This window comes from Sinanaerobacter chloroacetimidivorans, assembly GCF_018128545.1.
Classification (GTDB): domain Bacteria; phylum Bacillota; class Clostridia; order Peptostreptococcales; family Anaerovoracaceae; genus Sinanaerobacter; species Sinanaerobacter chloroacetimidivorans.
This window is the reverse complement of the sequence record NZ_JAGSND010000002.1, coordinates 109,447-132,052: the sequence shown is the minus strand read 5'-3', so window position 1 is coordinate 132,052 and position 22,606 is coordinate 109,447. Positions and strand designations below refer to the sequence as shown.

The 22,606-nt window shown below is 40.5% G+C and carries 21 protein-coding genes and 6 tRNA genes; 23 read left to right on the top strand and 4 right to left on the bottom strand.

What is annotated here, in order from left to right; all coding sequences use genetic code 11:
- The gene (locus KCX82_RS03620) at positions 1-240 is read right to left on the bottom strand and encodes a FeoA family protein (RefSeq protein WP_227017080.1); all 240 of its coding nucleotides are present in this window, start codon (positions 238-240) and stop codon (positions 1-3) included.
- Positions 241-470: 230 nt separating this feature from the next.
- Between KCX82_RS03620 and KCX82_RS03615 the strand changes: the two genes are divergently transcribed.
- From KCX82_RS03615 to KCX82_RS03555, 13 genes are all read left to right on the top strand, one after another.
- Entirely contained in the window at positions 471-2,060 is a 1,590-nt protein-coding gene (locus tag KCX82_RS03615) for an acyl-CoA mutase large subunit family protein (RefSeq protein ID WP_227017079.1), read from the top strand.
- A gap of 13 nt (positions 2,061-2,073) precedes the next feature.
- Entirely contained in the window at positions 2,074-2,469 is a 396-nt protein-coding gene (locus KCX82_RS03610) for a cobalamin B12-binding domain-containing protein (RefSeq protein ID WP_227017078.1), read from the top strand.
- Positions 2,470-2,573: 104 nt separating this feature from the next.
- Positions 2,574-3,320 carry a methylmalonyl Co-A mutase-associated GTPase MeaB gene (gene meaB / locus KCX82_RS03605; RefSeq protein WP_227017077.1) on the top strand — a complete coding sequence of 249 codons (747 nt, stop codon included), beginning with the start codon at positions 2,574-2,576 and terminating at the stop codon, positions 3,318-3,320.
- Complete coding sequence (locus tag KCX82_RS03600) at positions 3,310-4,920, top strand: diguanylate cyclase domain-containing protein (protein ID WP_227017076.1); 1,611 nt, start codon at positions 3,310-3,312, stop codon at positions 4,918-4,920. The genes meaB and KCX82_RS03600 overlap by 11 nt, the downstream gene beginning before the upstream one ends.
- A 116-nt stretch (positions 4,921-5,036) precedes the next feature.
- Positions 5,037-5,113 (top strand) — tRNA-Met (locus tag KCX82_RS03595).
- 35 nt (positions 5,114-5,148) lie between these two features.
- A tRNA-Val gene (locus KCX82_RS03590) sits at positions 5,149-5,224 on the top strand.
- Positions 5,225-5,271: 47 nt separating this feature from the next.
- A tRNA-Asp gene (locus KCX82_RS03585) sits at positions 5,272-5,348 on the top strand.
- Between the two features lie 46 nt (positions 5,349-5,394).
- Positions 5,395-5,470 (top strand) — tRNA-His (locus tag KCX82_RS03580).
- Between the two features lie 35 nt (positions 5,471-5,505).
- A tRNA-Gln gene (locus KCX82_RS03575) sits at positions 5,506-5,580 on the top strand.
- 79 nt (positions 5,581-5,659) lie between these two features.
- Positions 5,660-5,734 (top strand) — tRNA-Cys (locus KCX82_RS03570).
- 252 nt (positions 5,735-5,986) lie between these two features.
- Positions 5,987-7,723: an ABC-F family ATP-binding cassette domain-containing protein gene (locus tag KCX82_RS03565; protein WP_227017075.1), complete on the top strand. Its 1,737-nt coding sequence runs from the start codon at positions 5,987-5,989 to the stop codon at positions 7,721-7,723.
- Positions 7,724-7,747: 24 nt separating this feature from the next.
- The gene (locus tag KCX82_RS03560; protein WP_227017074.1) at positions 7,748-9,991 is read left to right on the top strand and encodes a U32 family peptidase; all 2,244 of its coding nucleotides are present in this window, start codon (positions 7,748-7,750) and stop codon (positions 9,989-9,991) included.
- Positions 9,992-10,260: 269 nt separating this feature from the next.
- Positions 10,261-11,190: an NERD domain-containing protein gene (locus KCX82_RS03555; protein WP_227017073.1), complete on the top strand. Its 930-nt coding sequence runs from the start codon at positions 10,261-10,263 to the stop codon at positions 11,188-11,190.
- A 100-nt stretch (positions 11,191-11,290) separates the two neighbouring features.
- Here KCX82_RS03555 and KCX82_RS03550 read toward each other — a convergent pair whose 3' ends face one another.
- The gene (locus KCX82_RS03550) at positions 11,291-11,437 is read right to left on the bottom strand and encodes a hypothetical protein (protein WP_227017072.1); all 147 of its coding nucleotides are present in this window, start codon (positions 11,435-11,437) and stop codon (positions 11,291-11,293) included.
- Between the two features lie 218 nt (positions 11,438-11,655).
- On the opposite strand from KCX82_RS03550, the gene KCX82_RS03545 reads away from it, so the two are divergent.
- Positions 11,656-12,177, top strand: a complete 522-nt coding sequence (locus tag KCX82_RS03545) for an acetylglutamate kinase (protein WP_227017071.1) — start codon at positions 11,656-11,658, stop codon at positions 12,175-12,177.
- A gap of 121 nt (positions 12,178-12,298) precedes the next feature.
- Here KCX82_RS03545 and KCX82_RS22905 read toward each other — a convergent pair whose 3' ends face one another.
- Entirely contained in the window at positions 12,299-12,430 is a 132-nt protein-coding gene (locus tag KCX82_RS22905; protein WP_264373184.1) for a hypothetical protein, read from the bottom strand.
- A 225-nt stretch (positions 12,431-12,655) separates the two neighbouring features.
- Between KCX82_RS22905 and KCX82_RS03540 the strand changes: the two genes are divergently transcribed.
- On the top strand, positions 12,656-13,396 hold the full coding sequence (locus KCX82_RS03540) for a hypothetical protein (protein WP_227017070.1): 741 nt from the start codon (positions 12,656-12,658) through the stop codon (positions 13,394-13,396).
- 84 nt (positions 13,397-13,480) lie between these two features.
- On the opposite strand, the gene KCX82_RS03535 is transcribed toward KCX82_RS03540, so the two are convergent.
- A complete protein-coding gene (locus KCX82_RS03535; protein ID WP_227017069.1) occupies positions 13,481-14,092 on the bottom strand; it encodes a hypothetical protein in 612 nt (203 codons plus the stop codon).
- Positions 14,093-14,540: 448 nt separating this feature from the next.
- Between KCX82_RS03535 and KCX82_RS03530 the strand changes: the two genes are divergently transcribed.
- From KCX82_RS03530 to KCX82_RS03495, 8 genes are all read left to right on the top strand, one after another.
- Entirely contained in the window at positions 14,541-14,951 is a 411-nt protein-coding gene (locus tag KCX82_RS03530; protein ID WP_227017068.1) for a hypothetical protein, read from the top strand.
- 162 nt (positions 14,952-15,113) lie between these two features.
- Positions 15,114-16,442 (top strand): acetyl-CoA hydrolase/transferase C-terminal domain-containing protein, encoded by a 1,329-nt coding sequence (locus KCX82_RS03525; protein WP_227017067.1) that lies wholly within the window; start codon positions 15,114-15,116, stop codon positions 16,440-16,442.
- A gap of 438 nt (positions 16,443-16,880) precedes the next feature.
- A complete protein-coding gene (locus KCX82_RS03520; protein WP_227017066.1) occupies positions 16,881-18,107 on the top strand; it encodes an aspartate aminotransferase family protein in 1,227 nt (408 codons plus the stop codon).
- Positions 18,108-18,289: 182 nt separating this feature from the next.
- Positions 18,290-18,517: a hypothetical protein gene (locus tag KCX82_RS03515; protein ID WP_227017065.1), complete on the top strand. Its 228-nt coding sequence runs from the start codon at positions 18,290-18,292 to the stop codon at positions 18,515-18,517.
- Positions 18,518-18,618: 101 nt separating this feature from the next.
- Positions 18,619-20,091 carry an APC family permease gene (locus tag KCX82_RS03510; protein WP_227017064.1) on the top strand — a complete coding sequence of 491 codons (1,473 nt, stop codon included), beginning with the start codon at positions 18,619-18,621 and terminating at the stop codon, positions 20,089-20,091.
- An 80-nt stretch (positions 20,092-20,171) separates the two neighbouring features.
- The gene (locus KCX82_RS03505; protein ID WP_227017063.1) at positions 20,172-21,539 is read left to right on the top strand and encodes an aldehyde dehydrogenase family protein; all 1,368 of its coding nucleotides are present in this window, start codon (positions 20,172-20,174) and stop codon (positions 21,537-21,539) included.
- A gap of 515 nt (positions 21,540-22,054) precedes the next feature.
- Positions 22,055-22,264, top strand: a complete 210-nt coding sequence (locus KCX82_RS03500; RefSeq protein WP_227017062.1) for a biotin/lipoyl-binding protein — start codon at positions 22,055-22,057, stop codon at positions 22,262-22,264.
- A gap of 39 nt (positions 22,265-22,303) precedes the next feature.
- Positions 22,304-22,513, top strand: a complete 210-nt coding sequence (locus tag KCX82_RS03495; protein WP_227017055.1) for an acetyl-CoA carboxylase biotin carboxyl carrier protein subunit — start codon at positions 22,304-22,306, stop codon at positions 22,511-22,513.
- Positions 22,514-22,606: the final 93 nt, after the last annotated feature.

Genomic DNA, 22,606 nt, shown 5'->3' with positions numbered 1-22,606 from the left:
TCAGCTTAAATCTTGTATGAGCACTTTTTGGGCATCCTCGCCTCGCAGTGCTATGACTGCCCCCATAATAAAGTAGGCCGTTGGGTCTCCTGTGGGACTCTTGTGAAGTGCTTCTACGGAAGCGCCTCTCACCAGACCAAGGTCCAGCATTCTTCGTCTCTCGGTACCGACAGCGGTAAGATCCGAGACCACGGCCTTTTTACCAAGGGGCAGGGTGTTCAATGATATGTTTGCATTCATAGTTCAATCTCCGATTCCTATAAAGATCTAGGACAAGAAAACTTCTCTATGGTAATATATGAACATGAAAGAAATATTGTGCTATAATGTATGGTAAGCTGTACAAACCAGTTTGAAAAAGTTTATTCCTGATATTCAATCACTTATAAAATAAAATTGTATTCGCAATTATAAATCACTCGTATAAATCGTAAACATAAATCACTAATTTATAGATCGGCAGGTTGTATATGGACAAAGAGAAAAAGTTTTATACTACATCAGGCATTGAAATTAAAAGGGTGTATGTACCGAACAAGGAAACAAATCATTGCGGCGAGGACGGCTCCCTGCCAGGAGAATTCCCTTATACAAGAGGGATCCAGTCGGAAATGTACCGGACAAAGCTGTGGACCATGAGACAGTATGCAGGTTTTGGCACTCCGGAGGAGTCCAATGCCAGATATCGTTACCTTCTGGAGCAGGGGCAGACGGGCCTGAGCGTTGCCTTTGATCTTCCAACCCAGATCGGTTATGATTCCGATCACGAAATATCCCAAGGCGAAGTTGGAAAGGTAGGAGTTGCTATTGACACTCTGGATGACATGGAACTGCTATTGAAAGACATCCCTTTGGATCAGGTCAGCATTTCTATGACAATCAATTCTTCTGCGGCAATTCTGCTGGCCATGTATATTGTTATGGCGAAAAAACAGGGGATTCCCCTGGAAAAACTCAGAGGCACCATACAAAATGATATATTAAAAGAATATATAGCCCGGGGAACTTATATTTTCCCGGTAGAGCCGTCCATGCGGCTGATTACCGATATCTTTCAATACTGCTCCGGGCATATCCCAAAATGGAATTCTATCTCTATAAGCGGTTATCATATCCGGGAGGCCGGAGCCAATGCAGTGCAGGAAATTGCATTTACTCTGGCAAACGGTATTACTTATGTACAGGCTGCAGTGGATGCAGGGCTGCAAGTAGATGACTTTGCACCCCGGTTATCTTTTTTCTTTAATGCGCACAATCATCTGTTTGAAGAGGTGGCAAAATTCCGGGCGGCAAGACGGATTTGGGCTAAGCTTATGAAGGAACGCTTCGGGGCAAAGAATGAAAAGTCTATGATGCTCCGGTTCCACACCCAGACCGCTGGATCGGCCCTTACCGCACAGCAGCATGAAAATAATGTGGTACGTGTCACAATACAGGCCCTGGCGGCCATTCTTGGCGGTACGCAGTCGCTCCACACCAATTCCAGAGATGAGGCATTGGCATTGCCCAACGAAGATTCCGTAACCATTGCTTTGAGAACCCAGCAAATTCTCGCCTATGAAAGCGGAGCAGCTGAAACGGCAGATCCTCTGGGCGGGTCCTACTTTGTAGAGAGCCTGACCGATGAAATCGAAGTGAAAGCTTTGGACTACATGGAAAAAATAGAAAAAATGGGAGGGGTAGCCAAAGCCATTGAAAAAGGATATCTGCAAAAGGAAATTCAGGATAGTGCCTATCGATATCAGCGGGAGGTTGAGGAAAAACGGAGAATTGTGGTAGGCGTTAACAGCTTCGAAACGGAAGAAAAAAAGAGCGGCAATCTGCTGCGTGTAAACCCTGAGGTTGAAGAAAATCAAAAGAAGAGACTCGCTGTTTATAAGAAAAACAGGAATCAGGAAAATGTAAAACTTGCACTGGAAGCTTTGCGGGAAGCTTGCGGCAAGGATCATAATTTAATGGAATACATTATCAAGGCCGTTGAAAAGGAAGCAACCCTGGGAGAAATCTGCGGAACACTTCGTCAGGCCTTTGGCGAATATGTACAGACCGTGAATTTGTAGGAGGAAAAGCAAGATGCGACCAATTAGAGTAATCATAGCAAAATTGGGTCTGGATGGCCATGACAGAGGGGCTAAGGTCATCGCCAGAGCGTTAAGAGATGCCGGTATGGAGGTTATTTATACGGGTTTAAGGCTAACACCGGATCATCTTGTGGAAATGGCCATTCAAGAGGATGCGGATTGTATCGGTATCAGCAGCTTGTCGGGCGCACATAACCATTTGTTTCCGAAGGTTGTGGAACTGCTCCGGGCAAAGGACGCAGAGGATATTCTGGTCTTTGGCGGCGGAGTCATTCCGGAGGAGGATATCGTATTTCTGAAGCGTCAGGGGGTCAAAGAAATTTTCACTCCTGGAACCAGCACAAAGGACGTTATCGCCTTTATTCAGAACAGTATACAAAGATCGTAATAATTGGGGCAAGGCTCATTGAATCTACTTTAGTATGAATTTTAGCGTTGATCTTAGTGTTGATCATTGTATCAACCATTGAGAGAAAATTGAGGTGTTGATCATTGAATCTACTGGATGAATTTAAAAAGGGCAGCAAACGTGCCATCGGCAGGCTTATTTCCGAAGTGGAAAATAAAACAGAGATAGGTTTGCAGATCATGAAGCAATTGGGTGATTTGCCGGAGAAGTCGGTAGTGGTAGGTATTACAGGACCTCCTGGTGCCGGGAAAAGTACTTTGATTTACCAGCTTACTAAAAAAATGATTTCCCAGGGCAGCACCGTTGGAATTATTGCGGTAGATCCCAGCAGCCCTCTTTCAGGCGGTGCGTTGCTTGGGGACCGAATCCGAATGTCTGAGTTAAGCGGAGAAAATAATGTGTTTATCAGAAGCATGGCATCCAGAGGCTCCCTTGGAGGGATTTCAGAAGCCGTCTACGGAGCCGTAGAGGTATTAAAACACTGCAAAATGGATTATATTTTAATTGAGACGGTTGGGGTGGGACAGTCTGAGGTGGAAATCAGAAATCTTGCCGATTTTGTGATTTTTGTTACGGTACCTGGCTTGGGAGATGATATCCAGGCGGAAAAGGCAGGAGTCCTGGAAATTGCTGATCTTATCGTATTGAATAAGGCGGATCGAGAGGATGCGGATCATGCACTGAGATATTTAGAGAATTCAGTCAGGCTTTCAGAAGACTATGACAGCGAATCCTATGTTTCTGTACTTTCAGCTGTTGCTGTAAAAGATCAGGGAATTGATGAAATTTTAAATAAAATCAAAGAAGGGAAACATTTCAATGAAACGTAAGATGATGATCATTATGATGCTTTTGGCATTGGTTCCAACCTTTCTGATCGGAATTATTACAAATAATTATATGTTGAAATCTTTGGAAGTTTTTCAGGAGAATGCCCTTTCCGATACGGCCGGTGTGATTACCTTGACGGTAAGCCGCTTTTACAACGAGCAGTATATGGCGGTACAATCTGCTGCAGCGCAGGAGCCTTATATTAAAATCCTGGAATCAGCAGCCACGAAGGACAATACAGCTGTGATGCAATGGGAAGCACAGGCAAAAAAGCTCATTGCCGACAGCTGCTTATTAATCGGGGAAGCATCTCTGATTGATTTGGACGGAAAAATCATCATGGCCTACGATTCCAGGGAAGTAGGGATTATGCTGAATAAGACAGAGCTATATAAAACCATTTTATCCGGAGCAGAATATTACAAAGGTCCGGTTATATTCGGTGACGGTTCCCAGAGAATCGACCTTGCCGTTCCTGTGAAAAATCAGCAGGGGAAATTGGTCGGTATTCTGAAACAGCGAATTCATCTTGATTATATGAGGGAATATATCCAAAATGCCAAGATCGGAAAAACGGGGTATGTTTTCGTATTGTCAAAAAATGGGACCCTTATTTACAACGGCAAAAAAGATCAAGGCTTGTCTACTATTTACAGCGAATTTGAAAGTATGAGCGACCTGGATCAATTAATCAATGATTTTAGTGCCGGTCAATTAAAAGATACGTCGGGAATCATAAAATACAGAAGCAATGGGGTGCAGACCATCGGTGCCTATGAAAAAGCGGAAAATACAGACTGGCTGGTGGTAACTGCTATGGAACAGAAAGAAGTTTATGCAGAAGTGGAAAAGGTTCGGGATATCATTTTTGACGTCTGTGTGCTGATCGGATTTTTAGGTGCAATTGTTGGTTATTTGATGAGCCGTGTCATGATACATCCACTTACTGCTTTGAATTTGCACCTGAAGCGGATTGCTGCAGGGGACCTAACCACCCGGTGCAATGTAGAAGGAAAGGATGAGTTTAAGGAGCTGTTTGAAAATGTAAATCATCTTGCTGATAATTTGCAGCGAAGTGAAAAGGAATTGCGGATGTCCGCCAGAATCGACAGCCTGGCTCGTATTCCCAATCGCTATGCTATTTACGAGGTTCTGGATACGCTTCTTTACAAACATAAGAATCAGGCAATCCTGATGCTTGACATAGATGGCTTAAAACAGATCAATGATAATCTGGGCCATGATATGGGAGATCGGGTATTAGCGGAGGTCGGAGAAGTTTTACGGTCTCTTCCTCAGCATATTTGTTATCCTTCAAGAATCGGCGGCGATAAGTTTCTCGTTTTTGTTACCGACTGGGATGAAAAGCGATACCCGGAAAAAATTGCGGAACGCTTGATCAAAGATATTAAAGGCATTCGTTTTATTGATGACGTTCGTGTCCATATCAGCGTGAGCATCGGGGTCGAATATTTGTCCGAAGACAGAATGGATAAAAAGAAGCTGATCAAACGAAGTGACAACGCAATGTATAAGGCAAAGGACATGGGTAAAAATACCTATGTGGTTTATTCTCAATTCAATAAAAAAGAGACCTGAACGGCAAATTATGACAAAAAAAATAAATTAAAAAAATTAAACAGAAAAACGGCTTGACATAGGTGCTCTGAAATGGTAATATCTTTTTTGCGACGTGTTGAACGTTGTGTGGATATGGCGGTGTAGCTTAGTTGGCTAGAGCGTCCGGTTCATACCCGGAAGGTCGGTGGTTCGACTCCACTCGCCGCTACCATTTTTCACAATAAGTAATCACACTGCAGTATAAATGGGCGCATAGCTCAGCTGGGAGAGCACCTGCCTTACAAGCAGGGGGTCATAGGTTCGAGCCCTATTGCGCCCACCATTTTTTCAAGATGCAGATGCATGGAGGATACTCCAAATTTAATTCGCGGTCCGGTAGTTCAGTTGGTTAGAATGCCAGCCTGTCACGCTGGAGGTCGTCGGTTCGAGCCCGATCCGGATCGCCATTTTAAAAATTGCATATGCTTCAAAAAATGGAAAATTAAATCTGTGGTGGGCGTAGTCAAGCGGTTAAGACACAGGGTTGTGGCTCCTGCATTCGTGGGTTCGAATCCCATCGCCCACCCCAAAAACCCTTATTAAAAATTAAATAACCAATGACATTGGGGTATCGCCAAGCGGTAAGGCAATGGACTCTGACTCCATCATCCGAAGGTTCGAATCCTTCTACCCTAGCCAATTTTTTCTAACATGCACATGAAAGTCATTTCTGTGCATACAATGGAAACATACGCCAATGATAAGTTGGCAAGTATGCGGCGACATAGCCAAGTGGTAAGGCAGAGGTCTGCAAAACCTTTATTCCCCAGTTCAAATCTGGGTGTCGCCTCCAAAGTTAAAACTCTAAACACATTGAATTTTATGGGTTTAGAGTTTTTAATTTGTTTTTGGTTTATGCAACTATATGCACTACAGATGTCATTGTTTTGGCAGCTTTTCTTGTGTTGCCCAGTGTGAATTGTTATAATTCTACTGTGACAAACTTAGGGAAGCGCTGATTAATTCCGTGCGCACATCTGATCGGTTAATTTTTCGCTTGGCGGCGTTCCTAAGACAAAATTTTTTAGAATAGAGGATAACAAAAATGATTCAAGTAGAAAAACTATCTTTTGGTTTTCCTGCAAAAGATTTATATAAAGAGGTTTCGTTTACATTGAAAATGGGGCAGCATTGCGCTTTTATCGGAAGCAATGGCGCTGGAAAATCAACTCTTGTTGATATGATTATTCATCCGGATAAGTATTTGTATGATGGAAAGATAATCAAAGATGAAAGTTGCCGTATTGGTTATGCCAGCCAGTTTGCTGTGAGAGATAAAGAGCAGGAATGCACTGTTTTTGAATATCTAAGTGAGAGATTCGTGGAAAATCAGCAAGTGACAGCTGCTGTGTGCGAAGAAATGGCAGTGGCTGAGGATGCGGAGCCGTTATTTGAGAAATATCAGGCTCTTTTAGATGCCTTTGAGGCCATGGACGGAGATCATTATGCAAACAATATCCGTAAGCAGCTATATGTAGCTGGTATGCGTGAATTAGAAGAAGCAAAGTTATCACAACTGAGTGGCGGAGAGTATAAATTACTTCAGATTATGAGAGAAATGTTATTATCTCCAAATCTTCTTGTTTTGGACGAACCGGATGTATTTCTTGATTTTGGCAACTTAAATAGACTTAGTCAGTTGATTAATAGTTATAATGGCACATTATTAGTTATTACACATAACAGATATTTATTGAATCATTGTTTTAACAAGATTTTACATTTAGAGAATGGTGATATCCAGGAGTATGATGGTAATTATACAGAATATCGTTGTTCCCAGCTAAAGGAAAAATTAAAACTTAAACTGCAGAGTACTTCCGAACAGGAAGAAATTGAGCGTACTGAGAAAATGGTTGATATTCTTCGCAAAAGAGCTACAATACTTGTCAATCCTGTTATTGGAAGTGCTGTCAATGCAAAGCAAACACAGCTTGACCGGTTACGTGCAAGACAAATCAAGGCACCTTTTATTGAAATTCGTGAGCCAAAGATTGAACTTCCGGCGATAGAAGCTGAAACAGAGCAACCTGTTTTAAGCATTACAGATTATCATGTTTCATTTGATGAAAGTTTATTGGAACATATTAATTTTGAATTACTAGCCGGCGAAAAAGCAGCCATCGTTGGTGCAAATGGTACCGGAAAAACTACTCTAATGCGCGATATCTTAAAGAATAACCATCCTTCCATCCATATCGATGAGAATACAAGCTATGCATGTTTATCTCAGCTTCAGGGCGAGAATATGGATGAAACAAAAACGGTATACGAAGTTATGGAAAGCTTAGGTTTTGAAACAAGGGAAAGTATCCGTGAGTATCTCGGGAACTATTGTTTGGAAGGTGATACCTTAAAGCAGAAGGTAGGCCAGTTATCCGGCGGAGAAAAGAATTTGCTCCAAATTGCGATGATCGCTAATACAAATGCAGAACTTCTTATTCTTGATGAACCGACTAGCCATTTGGATCTTTATGCACAAATGGCTCTCGAAAAAGCCATTTCCGAATATAAAGGTGCTGTACTCATGGTAAGCCACGATTTCTACCTTGTAGCGAATTGTGCGGATTACGTTTTACTTGTAGAAGACAATACGATTAGACGTATGCGTACCCGTTCTTTCCGTAAAATGGTATATGATAAATATTTCGATCAGAAGTATTTAGAAATAGACAAGAAAAAACAAGAATTAGAAGCCAATATTACATTAGCTTTTAAAAAGAATGAGCTGATAACTGTAGAAAAACTTTGCAACCAGTTAGAAGCACTTAGCGCTGAATAGCGAGTAGTAGTATGGAGGAAAAAAATGACTGAATTATTAGCTCCAGCTGGAAATATGGAAGCTTTAAAAGCTGCAATTTCTAATGGTTGTGATGCAATATACTTAGGAATGCAAAAATTTGGTGCGCGTGCATATTCATCTAATTTTGATTTAGACTCGTTAAAAGAGGCTGTTACGTATGCGCACCTGAGGAATGTTAAAATCTATGTTACAATGAATACCATCGTTTTCGAAAACGAAGCTTTCGAGATGAAAGAGCAGATGCACCAATTAAATGAAATCGGTGTTGACGGAATTATCGTCCAGGACCTGGCTGCTTTCGATTACATGGTGAATAACTTTCTTGATATGGAAGTACATTGTTCAACTCAAATGGGAATAGACGATTTAGACGGAACTTTATTATTGAAAGAACTTGGTGCTAACAGAGTTGTTCTGGCCCGTGAGATTGAGATTGAAAAAGTAAAAGAGATAAAAAGAATCGCGAAAATACCTTTAGAAATTTTTGTTCACGGTGCCTTATGTGTATCTTATTCCGGAAACTGTCTCATGTCCGGATTAATCGGCTATCGAAGCGGAAATCGCGGAAGATGTGTTGGCTCCTGTCGTAAGGAGTATGAACTAATTGATAAGACAACGGATACATCTTTAGGGAAAAACTATATTCTATCTACGAAGGACTTAAACACAATCGATTATATCGATGATTTAAAAGAAATTGATTCTTTAAAAATAGAAGGTCGAATGAAAGAGCCTGCGTATGTTGCGAATGCTGTATCAAAATATCGCATGGCCATAGACAATAAAATAACCGAAGAAGATAAAGAAAATCTGAACAAAACATTCAATAGAACATTTACGAAAGGATATTTGTTTCACGAAGATAAGAAAGATATTACAAACATTTTAAGACCTAACAACTTTGGTTATGAAATCGGCAGAATTAGCAAGATTGTGAAAGACATGTATGAAATAACACTGACACGTACTTTAAATCAAAACGATATCATCAGAATAAGTCATAACAATGAAGATGTTAATTTAACTGTTGTAAAACTGTACGATAAAGATGGCAATTTAATCAACAAAGCAGATGCTGTCTGCTATATCAAAATCAAAGAAAAACTGTCTAAGGGTGATTTCGTATATATAACGAAGGAATATTTCTATTATAAAGAGTTAGAATCATCACTGGAGAAAGAATTTAAGCGTTTTAACCTGGATATTAGAGTGTATGCATATCCGGATTCAAAGCTTATCATAGATGGGTCGGGCTTAGGCTTTCATTATGTATACGAAAGCGAGGAAATACTAGGGGTCGCAATTAATAATCCAACAACAAAAGAGCAGGTAATAAAACAATTTTCGAGATTAAATGATACGATATTCGAACTGAATCGTGTGGATTTTGAGGAATGCAATGCATTTATACCAGCGAAACTGTTAAATGCAGCAAGAAGAGATATTGTACAGGGTTTATACGACTTAAAGCTTAACAGCCAAAAGAAAAGAACCAAGGCTTTGGAAGCGAAAGAAAAAATAAGCTTTGCCTCTAAAAAACCATACCTTACGGCCTCTGTAACGACTCAGGAACAGTATGAGGCTTGCGTGAGCTGTGGAATTAAGGAAATCTATTTTGAAAACGTTGTTAGGAGAAATCAGAACGATTACAAGGAAAAAGAAGGGCAGCTGCTGATCGGAGGATATGGCGGAATTTATCACTACAGAAAAACGAATCCTTTTGTTGCGGACTATTCTCTAAATGTAGTTAATTCTGCCAGTTGCTATGAATTATATCGATTAGGTGCGAAACGAGTAACGTTATCTTATGAATTGAATAAGAGACAAATTGAAGATTTAATCAATGCCTATTATGAAGAAAATGACGGCTATCCTGCACTGGAAATGATTGTATATGGCAAGGCTCCTTTGATGTTTACAAAATATTGTCCGCTGAAAAAAATGAATCAATGCGCTACTTGCAGAACGAAGAGTTATGAGTTAAAAGATGAGCACGGAACGTTCCCTATCATTTCTCATGATGATTGTACAACGACGATCCTGAATGGGAAGACACTGAATCTTTTAGATGAGCTGCCAAGCATAAAAGGAATTGAGGCATTCAGATTAAACTTCACAGTTGAATCAAAAGAGGAGGTTGTGAAAACCATTCATAAGGCCTTAAGTAAATTAAACGGCTCAATGGATAAAGCTGTCTTTCGCCAGGAAACAGACACAAGAGGACATTTTAATAAAGAGATTTTGTAGGGAAATCCCAGTTCAAATCTGGGTAACGCCACGAAGGCTGAAACTCCAACTTATTGGATCTAATGGGTTTGGAGTTTTTGTTTTGAGATTATTTTGCATGTATAACGGGTTATAAGGTTGAATGAAAACCTAAGTTCTGATATCTCTATAGAATAAAATGCGCAGGAGAAAACGCTAATCCAGATAGATATATAGTGAAATATTGCTTAATATATGGTATGATCTGGAAGTGACGAAGGGCAAACAGAAATTATCTATGGGGGAATAGAATGGGAATTTTTGATAGAATCAAAGAACCTGTAATTTTGAAAGAAGATAGCAGTGCAAAGGAGCAATTAGATGCTCTCGAGAAATTACTTATGGAAACAAAAAATCTAAAAATTAAATCTGCGCTGGAAAATGACATAGCAGCTGTTAAGGCCGGTATTTTGGGGGAGGACACAATCCTATTTGAACTAAAGAACAGTCACATTCCAATGTTTATATTACACGACTTATATCTAGAATATGAAGGTCTCTCAGCTCAAATTGATTTCCTGATTATCACAAGAAGGCGCCATTTTGTAGTTGAATGTAAAAATCTATACGGGAACATCACTATTAACGAAGCAGGGGATTTTATTCGAACAATAGGAAATAGAAAAGAAGGAATTTATTCTCCTGTTACCCAGAGCAAGCGGCATTTGGAACTGATTAAGCAGATTCGTAGTGCAGAGCGTGGGAATGTTTTGACTAGATCTCTTCTCGAACAGTACTTTTATGATAACTACCGTTCTGTTGTGGTACTGGCGAATCCTAAAACAATATTAAATGAAAAGTATGCCCCAAAAGAAATAAAGAATCAAGTAATTCGCGCTGATCAATTGATCAAATATTTGATTAAAGTTAATAAGGAACGAGATGCCATTGACAGCAGTGAGAGCTCCATGGAGCAGTTAGCAAAATATTTTCTATCCAAGCATTGCAATAGTAAAATAGATTACACTGAAAAATATCGCACTTTAATAAAGGAAGAGCAAGAAAAAGAACAAACTCAATCTAGTTTTATAAATACTACAGAAAACGATGCAGTACCTATATGTCCTAGATGCGGGGCATTGATGACAAAGCGTAAAGCATCCAAAGGAGATAATATTGGTAACGAGTTTTGGGGTTGCTCTAACTATCCGAAATGCCGTGGGATTATAAATATTCTTTAGAAAAATTCGATTCAAAGAGGAAAACTGTGGGATGTTATTCAATTTGGATTCAAGTATAGTAAAAGGATGTCCCAAAGTTGAGGCATCCTTTTCTACTGTTTTAATTCTCAAAATTCTTATCACTGCGTAAATTATTGACTTTATTGTTCTTGTTATTCTTCTCATCTTTTAAATTCTTAGCATTGCTTACATCGCCTTTAATGCCGTGTCCAAGATTTTCTTTATTGTCAAAATTATTTTTGTCCATTTTTATCACCTCCCAATGTAAGTATTTGTAGTTATAATTTTTACTATGCATGTAATGGTTGAAGGCTATCATCATGCTCGGCTTTATATTTGAAGAGGGTTTAAAGCGAAAATCATCATGCGACTAATTATTATGAATATATTATGTTGAGAATAATATTAAGGAGATCGAAAATGGTAAAGGAGAATCAAGTTGCAAATATGATAACCCCTGCTCAAATGAATTTAATTAATCGCATCAGAAGGCTTATGATGCAGCTTGCCATGTGGAGAAGGGCGTTTCTTATTAGTGCGGCAACGGATCTTGCCAATTTAGATATCGTGTGGCAAAGGCTATATCGTATTCCCTCTGACTTTAAAGTCCTATTTGAAATTTTCTTCGGAGAAGAAATCGCTGAACAGTTCCAGTCTTCTCTTTCTAACCAAATATTAATCGGGGCTGAAATCATGGATGCACAAAAAGCAGGGGACATCGCTGCGATAGACGATGCCACTATAAGGATGTATCAAAATGCAGATGAATTAGCAAATTTTTTAGCAGAAATCAATCCATTCTGGGATGAGGAAAAATGGAAAGACTTGCTTTATAGTTATTACAGAATTACAATACTGGAAATGGTAACCGTTCTTGCCGGAAGATATGAAGATGCCATCGCTTTATATGAAGGACTAGAAGATCAGGCCCTTAAAATTGGAGACTATATGGCGGAAGGACTGAATGAGTATTTATCTATTAATTAGATAATTACATTAATTTCAAAGGAAAACCCACCATTTGCCGCCTCAAAATCAAAGCCTAGAATTTCAATGTTCTAGGCTCTTTTATTTCTTGAAATAAGCGTTTGAAGTTTACAGATCTTTTTTAATTTGTATAAATTCCAGGATAAACTTTTAATTTAATATAATTACCCTGTATAACTTCTGTATCATTTTTTTGGGCACTTCCAAGTTTCTGGTTATTAGTGTTCTCTGAGTTATTCCTGATATTGTCCATTTATTTTCACCTCCTGACCTTATTATTTGCAACATATTTTGAATAATGCTTTCATTATTTTTTTAAGTGAAATTTTTTATTGTTCAAAAAGAAAGCGGTTAAATGGAGATATAAAAATAGATGGCAGGCTACATAATTTGATAAATTGCGACATCATTTTATGATATTGTAAAAAAGCTTACTGATTTCGCAATAATAGATGATAAGTCATAGGAGGGATCATAGATGGATATATTATTCTTTTTACTCTTTCTTATTTGCTTGGTCGCTTTAGTTATAGGACTTTTTAATCCCAAATTGGTAGTCAGGTGGGGTGCACAAGAAAGAAGAAACAGAACGAGCGTTTTTAAATATTACGGTATAGGAATCCTATTATTTTTTGTCCTGACAGGGGTATTCGCTGAAAATACCGATTTAGAACGGGAAAAAGAGAATCCCAATATATCGGAAACTTCTATTGAAGAAACGGTAAATGCCGACAAGCGTGCAGCAATTGAGGTTGACTCCAAAATAGAGTCTTTAGGAGATATCGATTCTATTACATTAGAGAAATCGAATGATGTGGAGGTAGTAAGAACAAATTTTGATTCTTTAAATTCCGAACAGAAACGCTATGTTACAAAACTTGAGATTTTAATTCAGGCAGAAGATAAGCTTCTGTTTCTTCAAGAGGAAGCGGATAAGGAAGCTGCCGCCCAGGCTAAAGCCATTGCAGATCAAGAAGCTGCCGCCCAGGCTAAAGCCATTGCTGACCAAGAAGCAGCAGCCCGGGCAGCTGCTGAAGCACAAACAAAAGCAGAGTTGGAATCTGCGCAGAGCCAAAACAACTATACTGTTTATATAACAAAGACCGGAGAAAAATATCACAGAGATGGGTGTCAATACTTAAGACAAAGTAAAATTTCCATATCGAAATCGGATGCCGTTAATGTAGGGTATACCCCTTGCAGTAGATGTAATCCATAATGAATACCAGTTTTTCTTATAAACTTTCTAAACAAAAACAGCAGCCATCGGCTGCTGTTTCCCATAATCTCATATCTATTAACCTTAACTTGCATTCTGATATCTAGATTTCAGCAGCAAATCACCGAACTTTTTCCAAACCGTCTCTATTTTTTCATCAGAATCATAGATCAGACCGCCGCTTCTGCTGATAATCGCTTCAAGGTCCTTGGTATAGGCTCCATAGGGTCGTTTGGAATGATAGCCGTAAATATGATCCATCGTCTCGTTCGCCATTTTTATCCTGTCGGACAGCGAATTTCCGGCTTTGTCCTTGTCGATTCTCACCACTAAAGCCGGGCGCCGGCTTATGATGCAGTGCTCTACCGTCATGTGCAGGCTAATGGCTGCTTTTTTAATGAAAGCCAATGCTTCCGTATCATTATCCTGACGTAAAAAACTGATATATGCCCCGTCATGTTTGACATCGTTATAGGGATGATCCTTTTTTAAACCGGAACAGGAAAACTTTGAGATAAAACCTGCATGGTTGATTTTTTCTACAATTTCAGCAATTGAATAATCGATTTCATTTGCAGTTCTTGTATCTTTTGTGACGGTACCTTTCTTACTCAATTGACCATCTTGAGGAACCTTTATCTGTTTTAGACTGGTCTTACTTACATGTGTGGAATTGCTATCTTTGCTCATAAACATAATAAATCTCCTTTCATGATTAATTTAATAATAAAGTATTTAATTAATTTTATTGATGGGATAATAATATTATTATATGATTATAAACAAATTTCAACTAGTACAACAATATTACAAATAAATACCAAAAAAATAAACCTTTTAAGCAGTAAAATAGATTAAATGTGTGAAAACTGATGGTCAAATTAACCAGCCCAAAACCAGCGGTCTTGTCCATAACACTAAAATCCCCGGATCTTGTGGAAACATGCTTTCAGGACATGTTTTCAGGAACATGATTCGGAGATTTTTAAGTTTTTGGTACTAATTGGGAATTGATTATGGTACCATGATACTGGCATGAAAGAAATAAAATTGGAGAAAAGTTACCGTCAGACAGAGGTGGAATCAGGAAAGTTGAGAGATATAACCGATTTGTAAAAGAAAAAAGTTAGAAGGGGGATTAAAAATGTTCGAAGCTATCATCGCAGCAATTATCACATTGATTGTTTCTTTCGCAGGCGTGAGCATAATGGGTGAAATGTTCCTTTACCTCGGATTACCGCCGATTCTCATCGGCACAATTGTAGGGGTTGGAACTGTATTGTACAATAAATTGGATGATTGCGCAAATGAAGTAATGATTGACAAAAAAGAGATTGAAGAACTCATTAAGTTACGGGATATGGAGCTATTGAGTGACATTGAATTGGAAGAAGTTATTGAACTATATGAAAGCAGAAATGCAGCAAATGCGAAATACGAACAGTATCAAAATGGAGAAAAAGTATTCAATGAATTGAAAGTGCTGGGCTATTTGACCCAGGACCAGTACACTGACAGACTTAACGGCTTAAAGAAGCATTTCTATGAAGATTAAGAGTCAAATGTAAGTGTAAGAATCGATTATTACGAATGCAGTCACTAACTGGCATGGTTTTTGCGCAGTAATATTTTAATTTCAGTTAACGCCGGTAAGAAAACAATCCGGGCAAACTACAAGTAAAACGTGAAATTAATATTTTAAAGTCGAGGTGATTGTATGAAGATCATGGATGAATACCGAAAAAAGTGCGTTTCAGCAGATGAAGCAGTGAAAGCTATAAAAAGCGGTGATTGGGTGGAGTTTGCCTGGGGGGCAAGTTTCCCCGGCTTATTGGGTGAAGCAATTGACCGGCGCAAAGAAGAGCTTCATGATGTGAATATGCGGGGAGGCGTGATTTTAAAACCGCTGCCCTTCATAGAGAATGATCCCGCAGGTGAACATTTTACCTGGAACAGCATGCACATGGGCGGCTATGAACGTAAATTGGCCCAGAAAGGTTTCGCTTATTATATTCCCATTAAATACTCCGAAGTTCCCCGCTATATGAGAGAAAATTGCAGGACAGATGTTGTGGCGATTCAGGTTGCACCAATGGATGCTTATGGCTATTTCAACTTTGGAGTGACCATCTCCCACTATGCTGCGGCAATTGAAAAAGCACACACTGTGATCGTTGAAGTCAATGAAGATATGCCAAAGGTCCACGGCGGGTATGAACATACCGTTCACATTTCAAAGGTGGATTATATAGTAGAAGGCGGTCATCGGGGGCTTCCGGTCCTTCCTTCCGCAGCCCCGTCGGAAATTGATAAGAAAATTGCAGATCATGTTCTGTCAGAGATCCGGGATGGATCCTGTATTCAACTGGGGATCGGCGGTATGCCCAATGCCTTGGGGAAGATGATTGCGGAATCGGATCTGAAAGATCTTGGAGTCCATACAGAGATGTTGGTCGACGGATTTGTTGACATGGTGGAAGCCGGGAGAGTAACCGGAATGTGCAAGAATTTAGACCGGGGCAGAATGGCCTACTCTTTTGCGGCTGGAACTCAGAAACTCTATGACTTTATGCAGGATAATCCTGCAGTGGCTGCTTACCCTGTAGATTATACAAACCATCCTTTTATTTCTTCGAAGATTGACCAGTTAATTTCTATCAACAGTGCCGTCGAAATCGACTTGGCTGGGCAGGTCTGCTCCGAGTCGGCAGGGCCCAATATTATCAGCGGATCCGGCGGACAGCTGGATTTTGTAGAAGGAGCCTATAATTCCAAAGGAGGAAAGAGCTTTATCTGTCTACCCTCCACTTTTACGGATAAAGCAGGAAAGGTACATTCCCGTATCAAGGCGATGATGACATTAGGTTCGGTGATTACAGATACACGTGCAGGTGTTCAATTTGTTGTGACTGAATACGGAAAAGTAAATCTGAAAGGCATGTCCTCCTGGCAGAGAGCGGAAGCTTTGATTTCTATCGCTCATCCGGATTTCCAGGAAGCACTTATCGCAGAGGCGAAAGAACTGAAAATCTGGCGCCGCAAATAATATTGAAAAAACTGCAAAATCATTATTTCAAAACGGCTGAATCATTAGTTAGAAACCATGAAATCGTTATTGGTAAAAAGTGGTAGAATAATATCGTTGTAATGATCGCCCTGTTGACTGTTCAATTCGGTTAGTAGGGTGATTTTTTGTTTGATCAATAGGGTGATTTATTATTTCGCCAAACCAGATTGGAAATTTCTGGACTGTATACTTGTAACCGTACAGTTGTATGACGAACCGTACAGTCAAAAAACCGTACAATCAATAGAGGCCAAATGTAGGAAAGGGATGAATAGCCCTTCGTGAAATTGATAAGCAATTTTTAAGGTATAAAAAAAGGGATGATATTGTTTGGCATAGTTCTTGCGGTTCATATAGAAGAAGCAACGCAAAAGACAAGGGTGAGTTTAAGAAATTTTAAGTTTAAGGAGGATCAAAATGAAACTATCAGACGTAAAATTAACAGCCCAGGAATTAATGGACATGACAAACAAGTACATGATTGAGACCTACCAGAGATTTCCTTTCGTTGCGGTGAAGGCAAAGGATATGTACTTGTATGATGAGGAAGGGCAGCCTTATCTGGATTTCTATGGCGGCATTGCGGTAAACAATGCAGGAAGCTGCAATGAAAAGGTGGTTGCGGCAATCAGGGATCAGGCAGGAGACATTATACATACCTTTAACTATCCTTACAGCATACCGCAGGCAATACTTGCAAAGCTGGTTTGCGAAACCATCGGAATGGACAAAATTTTCTTCCAAAATTCCGGTACGGAAGCCAACGAGGCTATGATCAAGCTGGCTAGAAAATATGGAACTGACAAATATGGACCGGAAAAATATCATATCATCACAGCAAAGAAAAGCTTCCATGGAAGAACCTTTGGGGCCATGTCAGCAACCGGTCAGCCGGACAATGCATGCCAGATGGGCTTTAAACCAATGTTACCAGGCTTTACCTATGCAGAATTAAATAATCTTGAATCCTTTAAGGCTGAAGTATCAGAAAACACCATCGCTATCATGCTGGAAGTCGTTCAGGGTGAAGGCGGCGTCGTTCCGGCAACAAAGGAGTTTATGAAGGGAATTCAGGAACTGTGCAAAGAAAAGGGACTGTTGCTGCTGATCGACGAAATCCAGACCGGATGGTGCAGAACAGGTAAAATTATGGGATATATGAACTATGATATCAAACCGGACATCGTATCCATGGCAAAGGCTTTAGGAGGCGGTGTTCCAATCGGTGCAATATGTGCTACAAAAGAAGTTGCGCAAGCTTTTAATTTAGGAGCTCACGGCACTACCTACGGAGGAAGCCCATTATGCTGTGCGGCAGCTTATGCTCAAGTAAACGAACTGCTGGACAGAAAACTGGCTGAGAACGCAAAAGAGGTTGGAGACTATTTTATGGATAAGCTCAGATCACTGCCTCGTGTAAAAGAAGTCAGGGGAATGGGACTTCTGGTTGGAGTAGAATTTGACTTTGGCGGTGCAGCAGATATTAAACATGGATGTATCGACAGAAAACTACTGGTTACGGCAATCGGTACAAGTATAATTAGAATGGTACCACCTTTGATTGCAACGAAAGAAGATTGTGACAAAGCATATGAAATCTTAAAGGCTTCTGTTGAGGAAGTAATCAATAAAACAGAAGGCTGAGAGAATACTTTTTAGAATGACTGCAAATTGTATATGGAAATACTGCAAATTGCACGCTGTGTAAAGTTGATTGAATTCCGAAAGGGGCTAGGAGGTAAAAATCATTGAATGATCCTTTACTGCTAATTCCATTGGTTCTTTGGCTTTTTACATATGGAGTTACATCATTTTTTCATCAAATTGTGAAAAAAAAGTTGGGTGTTCATAGTGAAAGCTATGAAAATTTAAGACTGCCTAACTTTATATCCAATCTGCTCAACTCCATTGTATCGGTATGTCTATTGTTATATATCATGAATCGTTCTGTACCGCCTGAGTATACTACTTATCTTACGGTGCCTTATTTTGGCATTACAGCTTACTACATAACGAGTGCATTCAGAGCATTGAAAGATGCTAGAAATAACTGATTACAAAACTTTGACAATTAAAATTTACTAAAATATGCAGAAATGGAAGTAAGACCAGAAAATAAAATAAGAGGCCAATAAAATATTAGGAGGTATCTAATATGGCTGAAAAGAAAAAGGGTTTAAATTTACTTGACTTCTTTATGTTAGGCTTTGGTTCCATGGTTGGTGTAGGCTGGTCGGTAGCTGTAAACGGCTGGATGGGATCTGGCGGCGGAGTAATCCCTGCAGTTTTAGGATATATATTTGTAACTTTATTCATTATACCAATCGGATTCTGTTATGCGGAGCTAACTTGTGCTATGCCTGTTGCCGGAGGAGTCGTTGCTTATTCCTATAAGGCATTCGGCACTTTTCCGTCATTTCTCGGAGGCTGGTTCGTCGCTTTGGCATATGTCATTATTCTGCCCTGGGAAGCAATCTACATCAATGATGTATTGGCTCTCATCTTTCCGGCATTAAAAGCAGGTGAACCGCTTTATACCATAGCAGGCGTTGGAATCTACGGTCAGGGATTGATCGTAGGAATTCTCTTATCCTGCGGACTCATCATTGTCAACTGGCGCGGTGCAAGACTGGCCGGAAAGGTACAGACCACACTGACATGGATCCTGGCCGTTACCGGGCTATTTGTTATCGTATTTGCTTTCCTGAAGTTTAATCCGGAAAATCTCCAACCTATTTACCAGAACGTAGGAAAAGGCACCCATACATCAATGTTTACCGGAATCATGGCAATGATGGTCGTCGCACCATTCTTCCTGGGGGGATTTGATACGATTCCGCAGGCTGCAGAAGAAGGAGATTCAGGACTGAACGTCAATAACCTTGGTAAAGTCATTGTAATGGCAGTTCTATCGGCAGGTATTTTTTATTCTTTGATTCTCTTGTCAACAGGCGGAGCAATCCCTTGGGCTGAATTTTTTGAATACAAAAGACCGGCTACGTCCTTAATGTTTCTAACGCTTTATGGCGGTGCGTTCGGTACATTCATGTACTGGGCATCCCTTATAGGTGCTTTGGCCGGACTTCTCACAACATGGAACGGGTTCTTTATTGCATCTGCCCGCTTGCTTATGGGTATGGCACGTGCCAGATTAATTCCTCAGTTCTTCGCAACAGTTCATCCCAAATATGGCACTCCAAGAGGAGCAAACTTGTTCCTTTCCATTGCATGCTTCGCAGGACCATTTATTGGAATGGGAGTTATTGATCCTTTGACCATAGCCGGAGGCGTAGGCTTTGTTATCGGCTGGTTTGTGACTTCTTTGTCCGCCATCAAGCTCCGTTCCAGTGAGCCGGATATGCTTCGGCCGTACAGGGTGCCGGGGGGCAAAGCAAGCATGGGGATCGCCGCTGTTGTATCCGGAATCGTCATTCTGATATCTTTCGTGCCGGGTTTACCAAGCTTTATGGGATCTCTTGCAATCACCATCTTTATTGTATGGACGATCATCGGCCTGGTATTCTATGCAGCAACCAGCAACTTTAGAAAAGCGATATCCGAAGAAGAAAGAATCAAATCGATCTTTGAAAGCAGCAAAAGTAATAAATTTGTGGAAACACCACAGTAGAGCTATCATCAGAGGTTATGAATGCTTCATAGCTTTCAATCAAAATTTCTAAGAAAATCTTAAAAAAGGAGATGGGAAACATGGAAGAAGATAGGGAATATGTATCCGAAATCATTAACCGAGCTCGAAAGGCGCAGCAGGTATTTGAGACTTATTCACAGGAACAGGTGGATCAGGTGGTTCGTGCAGTGGGCAAGGCAGTCTACGACAATGGTGAGGAGCTGGCCCGAATGGCGATTGATGAGACTAGAATGGGTAACTATGAAGACAAGGTCATGAAGAACAAGGGCAAAGCCATGGCCACATGGAACTATCTGAAAGGAAAGAAGAGTGTTGGGATTCTCCAGTATTTTGAAGAGGATGGGATTGTGGAGGTTGGAAAGCCTATCGGCATTATCGGAGCTGTAACACCTGTCACGAATCCGGTAATGACACCGATGCACAATGCAATGATCGCATTAAAAGGAAGAAATGCTATTGTAATATGTCCGCACCCCAGTGCAAAAGACTGCGGAGTCAAAACCGTTCAGTACATAAATGAATATCTGAAGGAACTGGGCGCTCCGGAGAACTTGGTTCAGGTAGTGGAAAATCCGACACTTGAGATTTCCAATATGGTCATGAAGATGACAGATGTTTGCATCTCCACAGGAGGACCGGGTATGGTAAAAGTTGCTTACAGCAGCGGAAAACCGGCTTTTGGTGTAGGAGCAGGAAACAATCAGTGCCTGATCGATATGGATGCTGATATCAAGGATGCCGTTCCGAAGATTATCAGGGGCAGAATCTACGATAACGGTGTATTGTGCACTTGTGAGCAAAGTATTATTTGTCCTGAAAGCAGGTATGATGAAATCATAGCCGAATTTAAAAGCCAGGGAGCTTATTATGTCTCAGAGCCCGCCGAGGTTGTAGCGTTGAGAAACGTCGTATTCCCGGAAGGAGCACTGAACAAGATCTGCGTAGGATTGAGCGCTGCAAAGATCGCTTCAATGGCTGGAATCACGGTAGATGAAGGTACGAAATTACTGATCGTAAAAGCTGACGGTCCTGGTACTGTCGATCCCTTTGCCAAAGAAAAGCTGTTCCCGATTTTATCGGCTTACAGCTACAAGGCTTGGGAAGAGGGAGTTGCCATCGTCAATGCCAATCTTGATTATGAAGGCAAAGGCCACAGTATGGTAATCCATTCCTTTACGAAAGAACATATTGAATACGCAGCAGAGAATATCCCGGTTTCCCGTTTCCTGGTCAACGGAATCGGCTCCAGCGGACTTGGCGGAGCTTATACAAACGGACTGGCGCCAACAGGAACCTTGGGCTGCGGATCATGGGGGAATAACAGTATCAGCGAAAATCTCAACTACAGGCATTTGATCAATATCAGCAGAATTGCCTATACAAACTCCAACGCTCATATCCCTACCCCGGAAGAAATTTGGGGCTAAGGGGTAGTTTATACAAGAATCTAAGGAGCCGCTACGGTTACGATACCGGCGACGGTAAGGCTGTTGGATCGTCCCGATGGATTGGTAGAATCAATCCATCGGGGCTTTTTTTTGCCTTTTTTTATCCCGGTGGAGGTATCCTACCCCTTTATTGTATCTCTGACCGGCTAGCGCACAACCGGTCAGGAAGCGTACAGGGTAACCGTACAGTTGTATGGGTAACCGTACAGTTCATGAAAAACCCCATGGGCAGATGGCCGGATCATACAGCTTGTTATCGGCAGAACTCATGGAATTTTATACGGTTCTGGCCCTGATTAAACAGTGATTTTTAAAGGATAAATAAATATATGGACTCTTCTGAAACAGTGGCATAGTTCTTGCGACATTAAAGTATCAAGTAAGCAATTATTTTTAGTTCTCTGCTGTATCCTTTTACAAAGAGTGAATACCATTCGATTTCATCGGGAGCTAAATGGGTCCAGCACCATTTCAATAAAAAGGAGGTATTTTTCATGAGTAAATTGGTTAGTCCTACGGCCGGCAAGATTCAGGAAATCAACGTGAAGGTAGGCCAGGTGATCAACGAAGATGATGAAGTGCTCATCATTGATTCTCTGAATGCAGCTAAAAAAGCTCTGAAAGAGGTTGATGAGTACGAAGAATATCCGCGATATCAAATGTTATACGAATACTTTACCTGCAGTTATTTTTCGGCTATTTAAAGTCCGAAGTATTTTTCATAAATAAAGGAGGTGCATATAATGGCAGAATTAACAAGCCCAATAGCAGGCAAGGTTCAGGAAATCAATGCGAAGGTAGGTCAGATGATCACCGAAGATGATGAAGTATTCATCGTGGAAGCATTGAAGATGGAAACCGTAGTGTACGGAGAACCCGGTGTGGTAAAAGAAATTTTAGTCAACGTCGGCGACCGAGTTGAAGAAGACCAGCTGCTGGCGGTAATTGAATAGGGGAATACCCCCGGCCCGGGAAGGATTCAACCGGACATTGGCCTCGATCCGGATGACAGCCTGGTGCCGGGGGACTGACCTTAAAATGATATC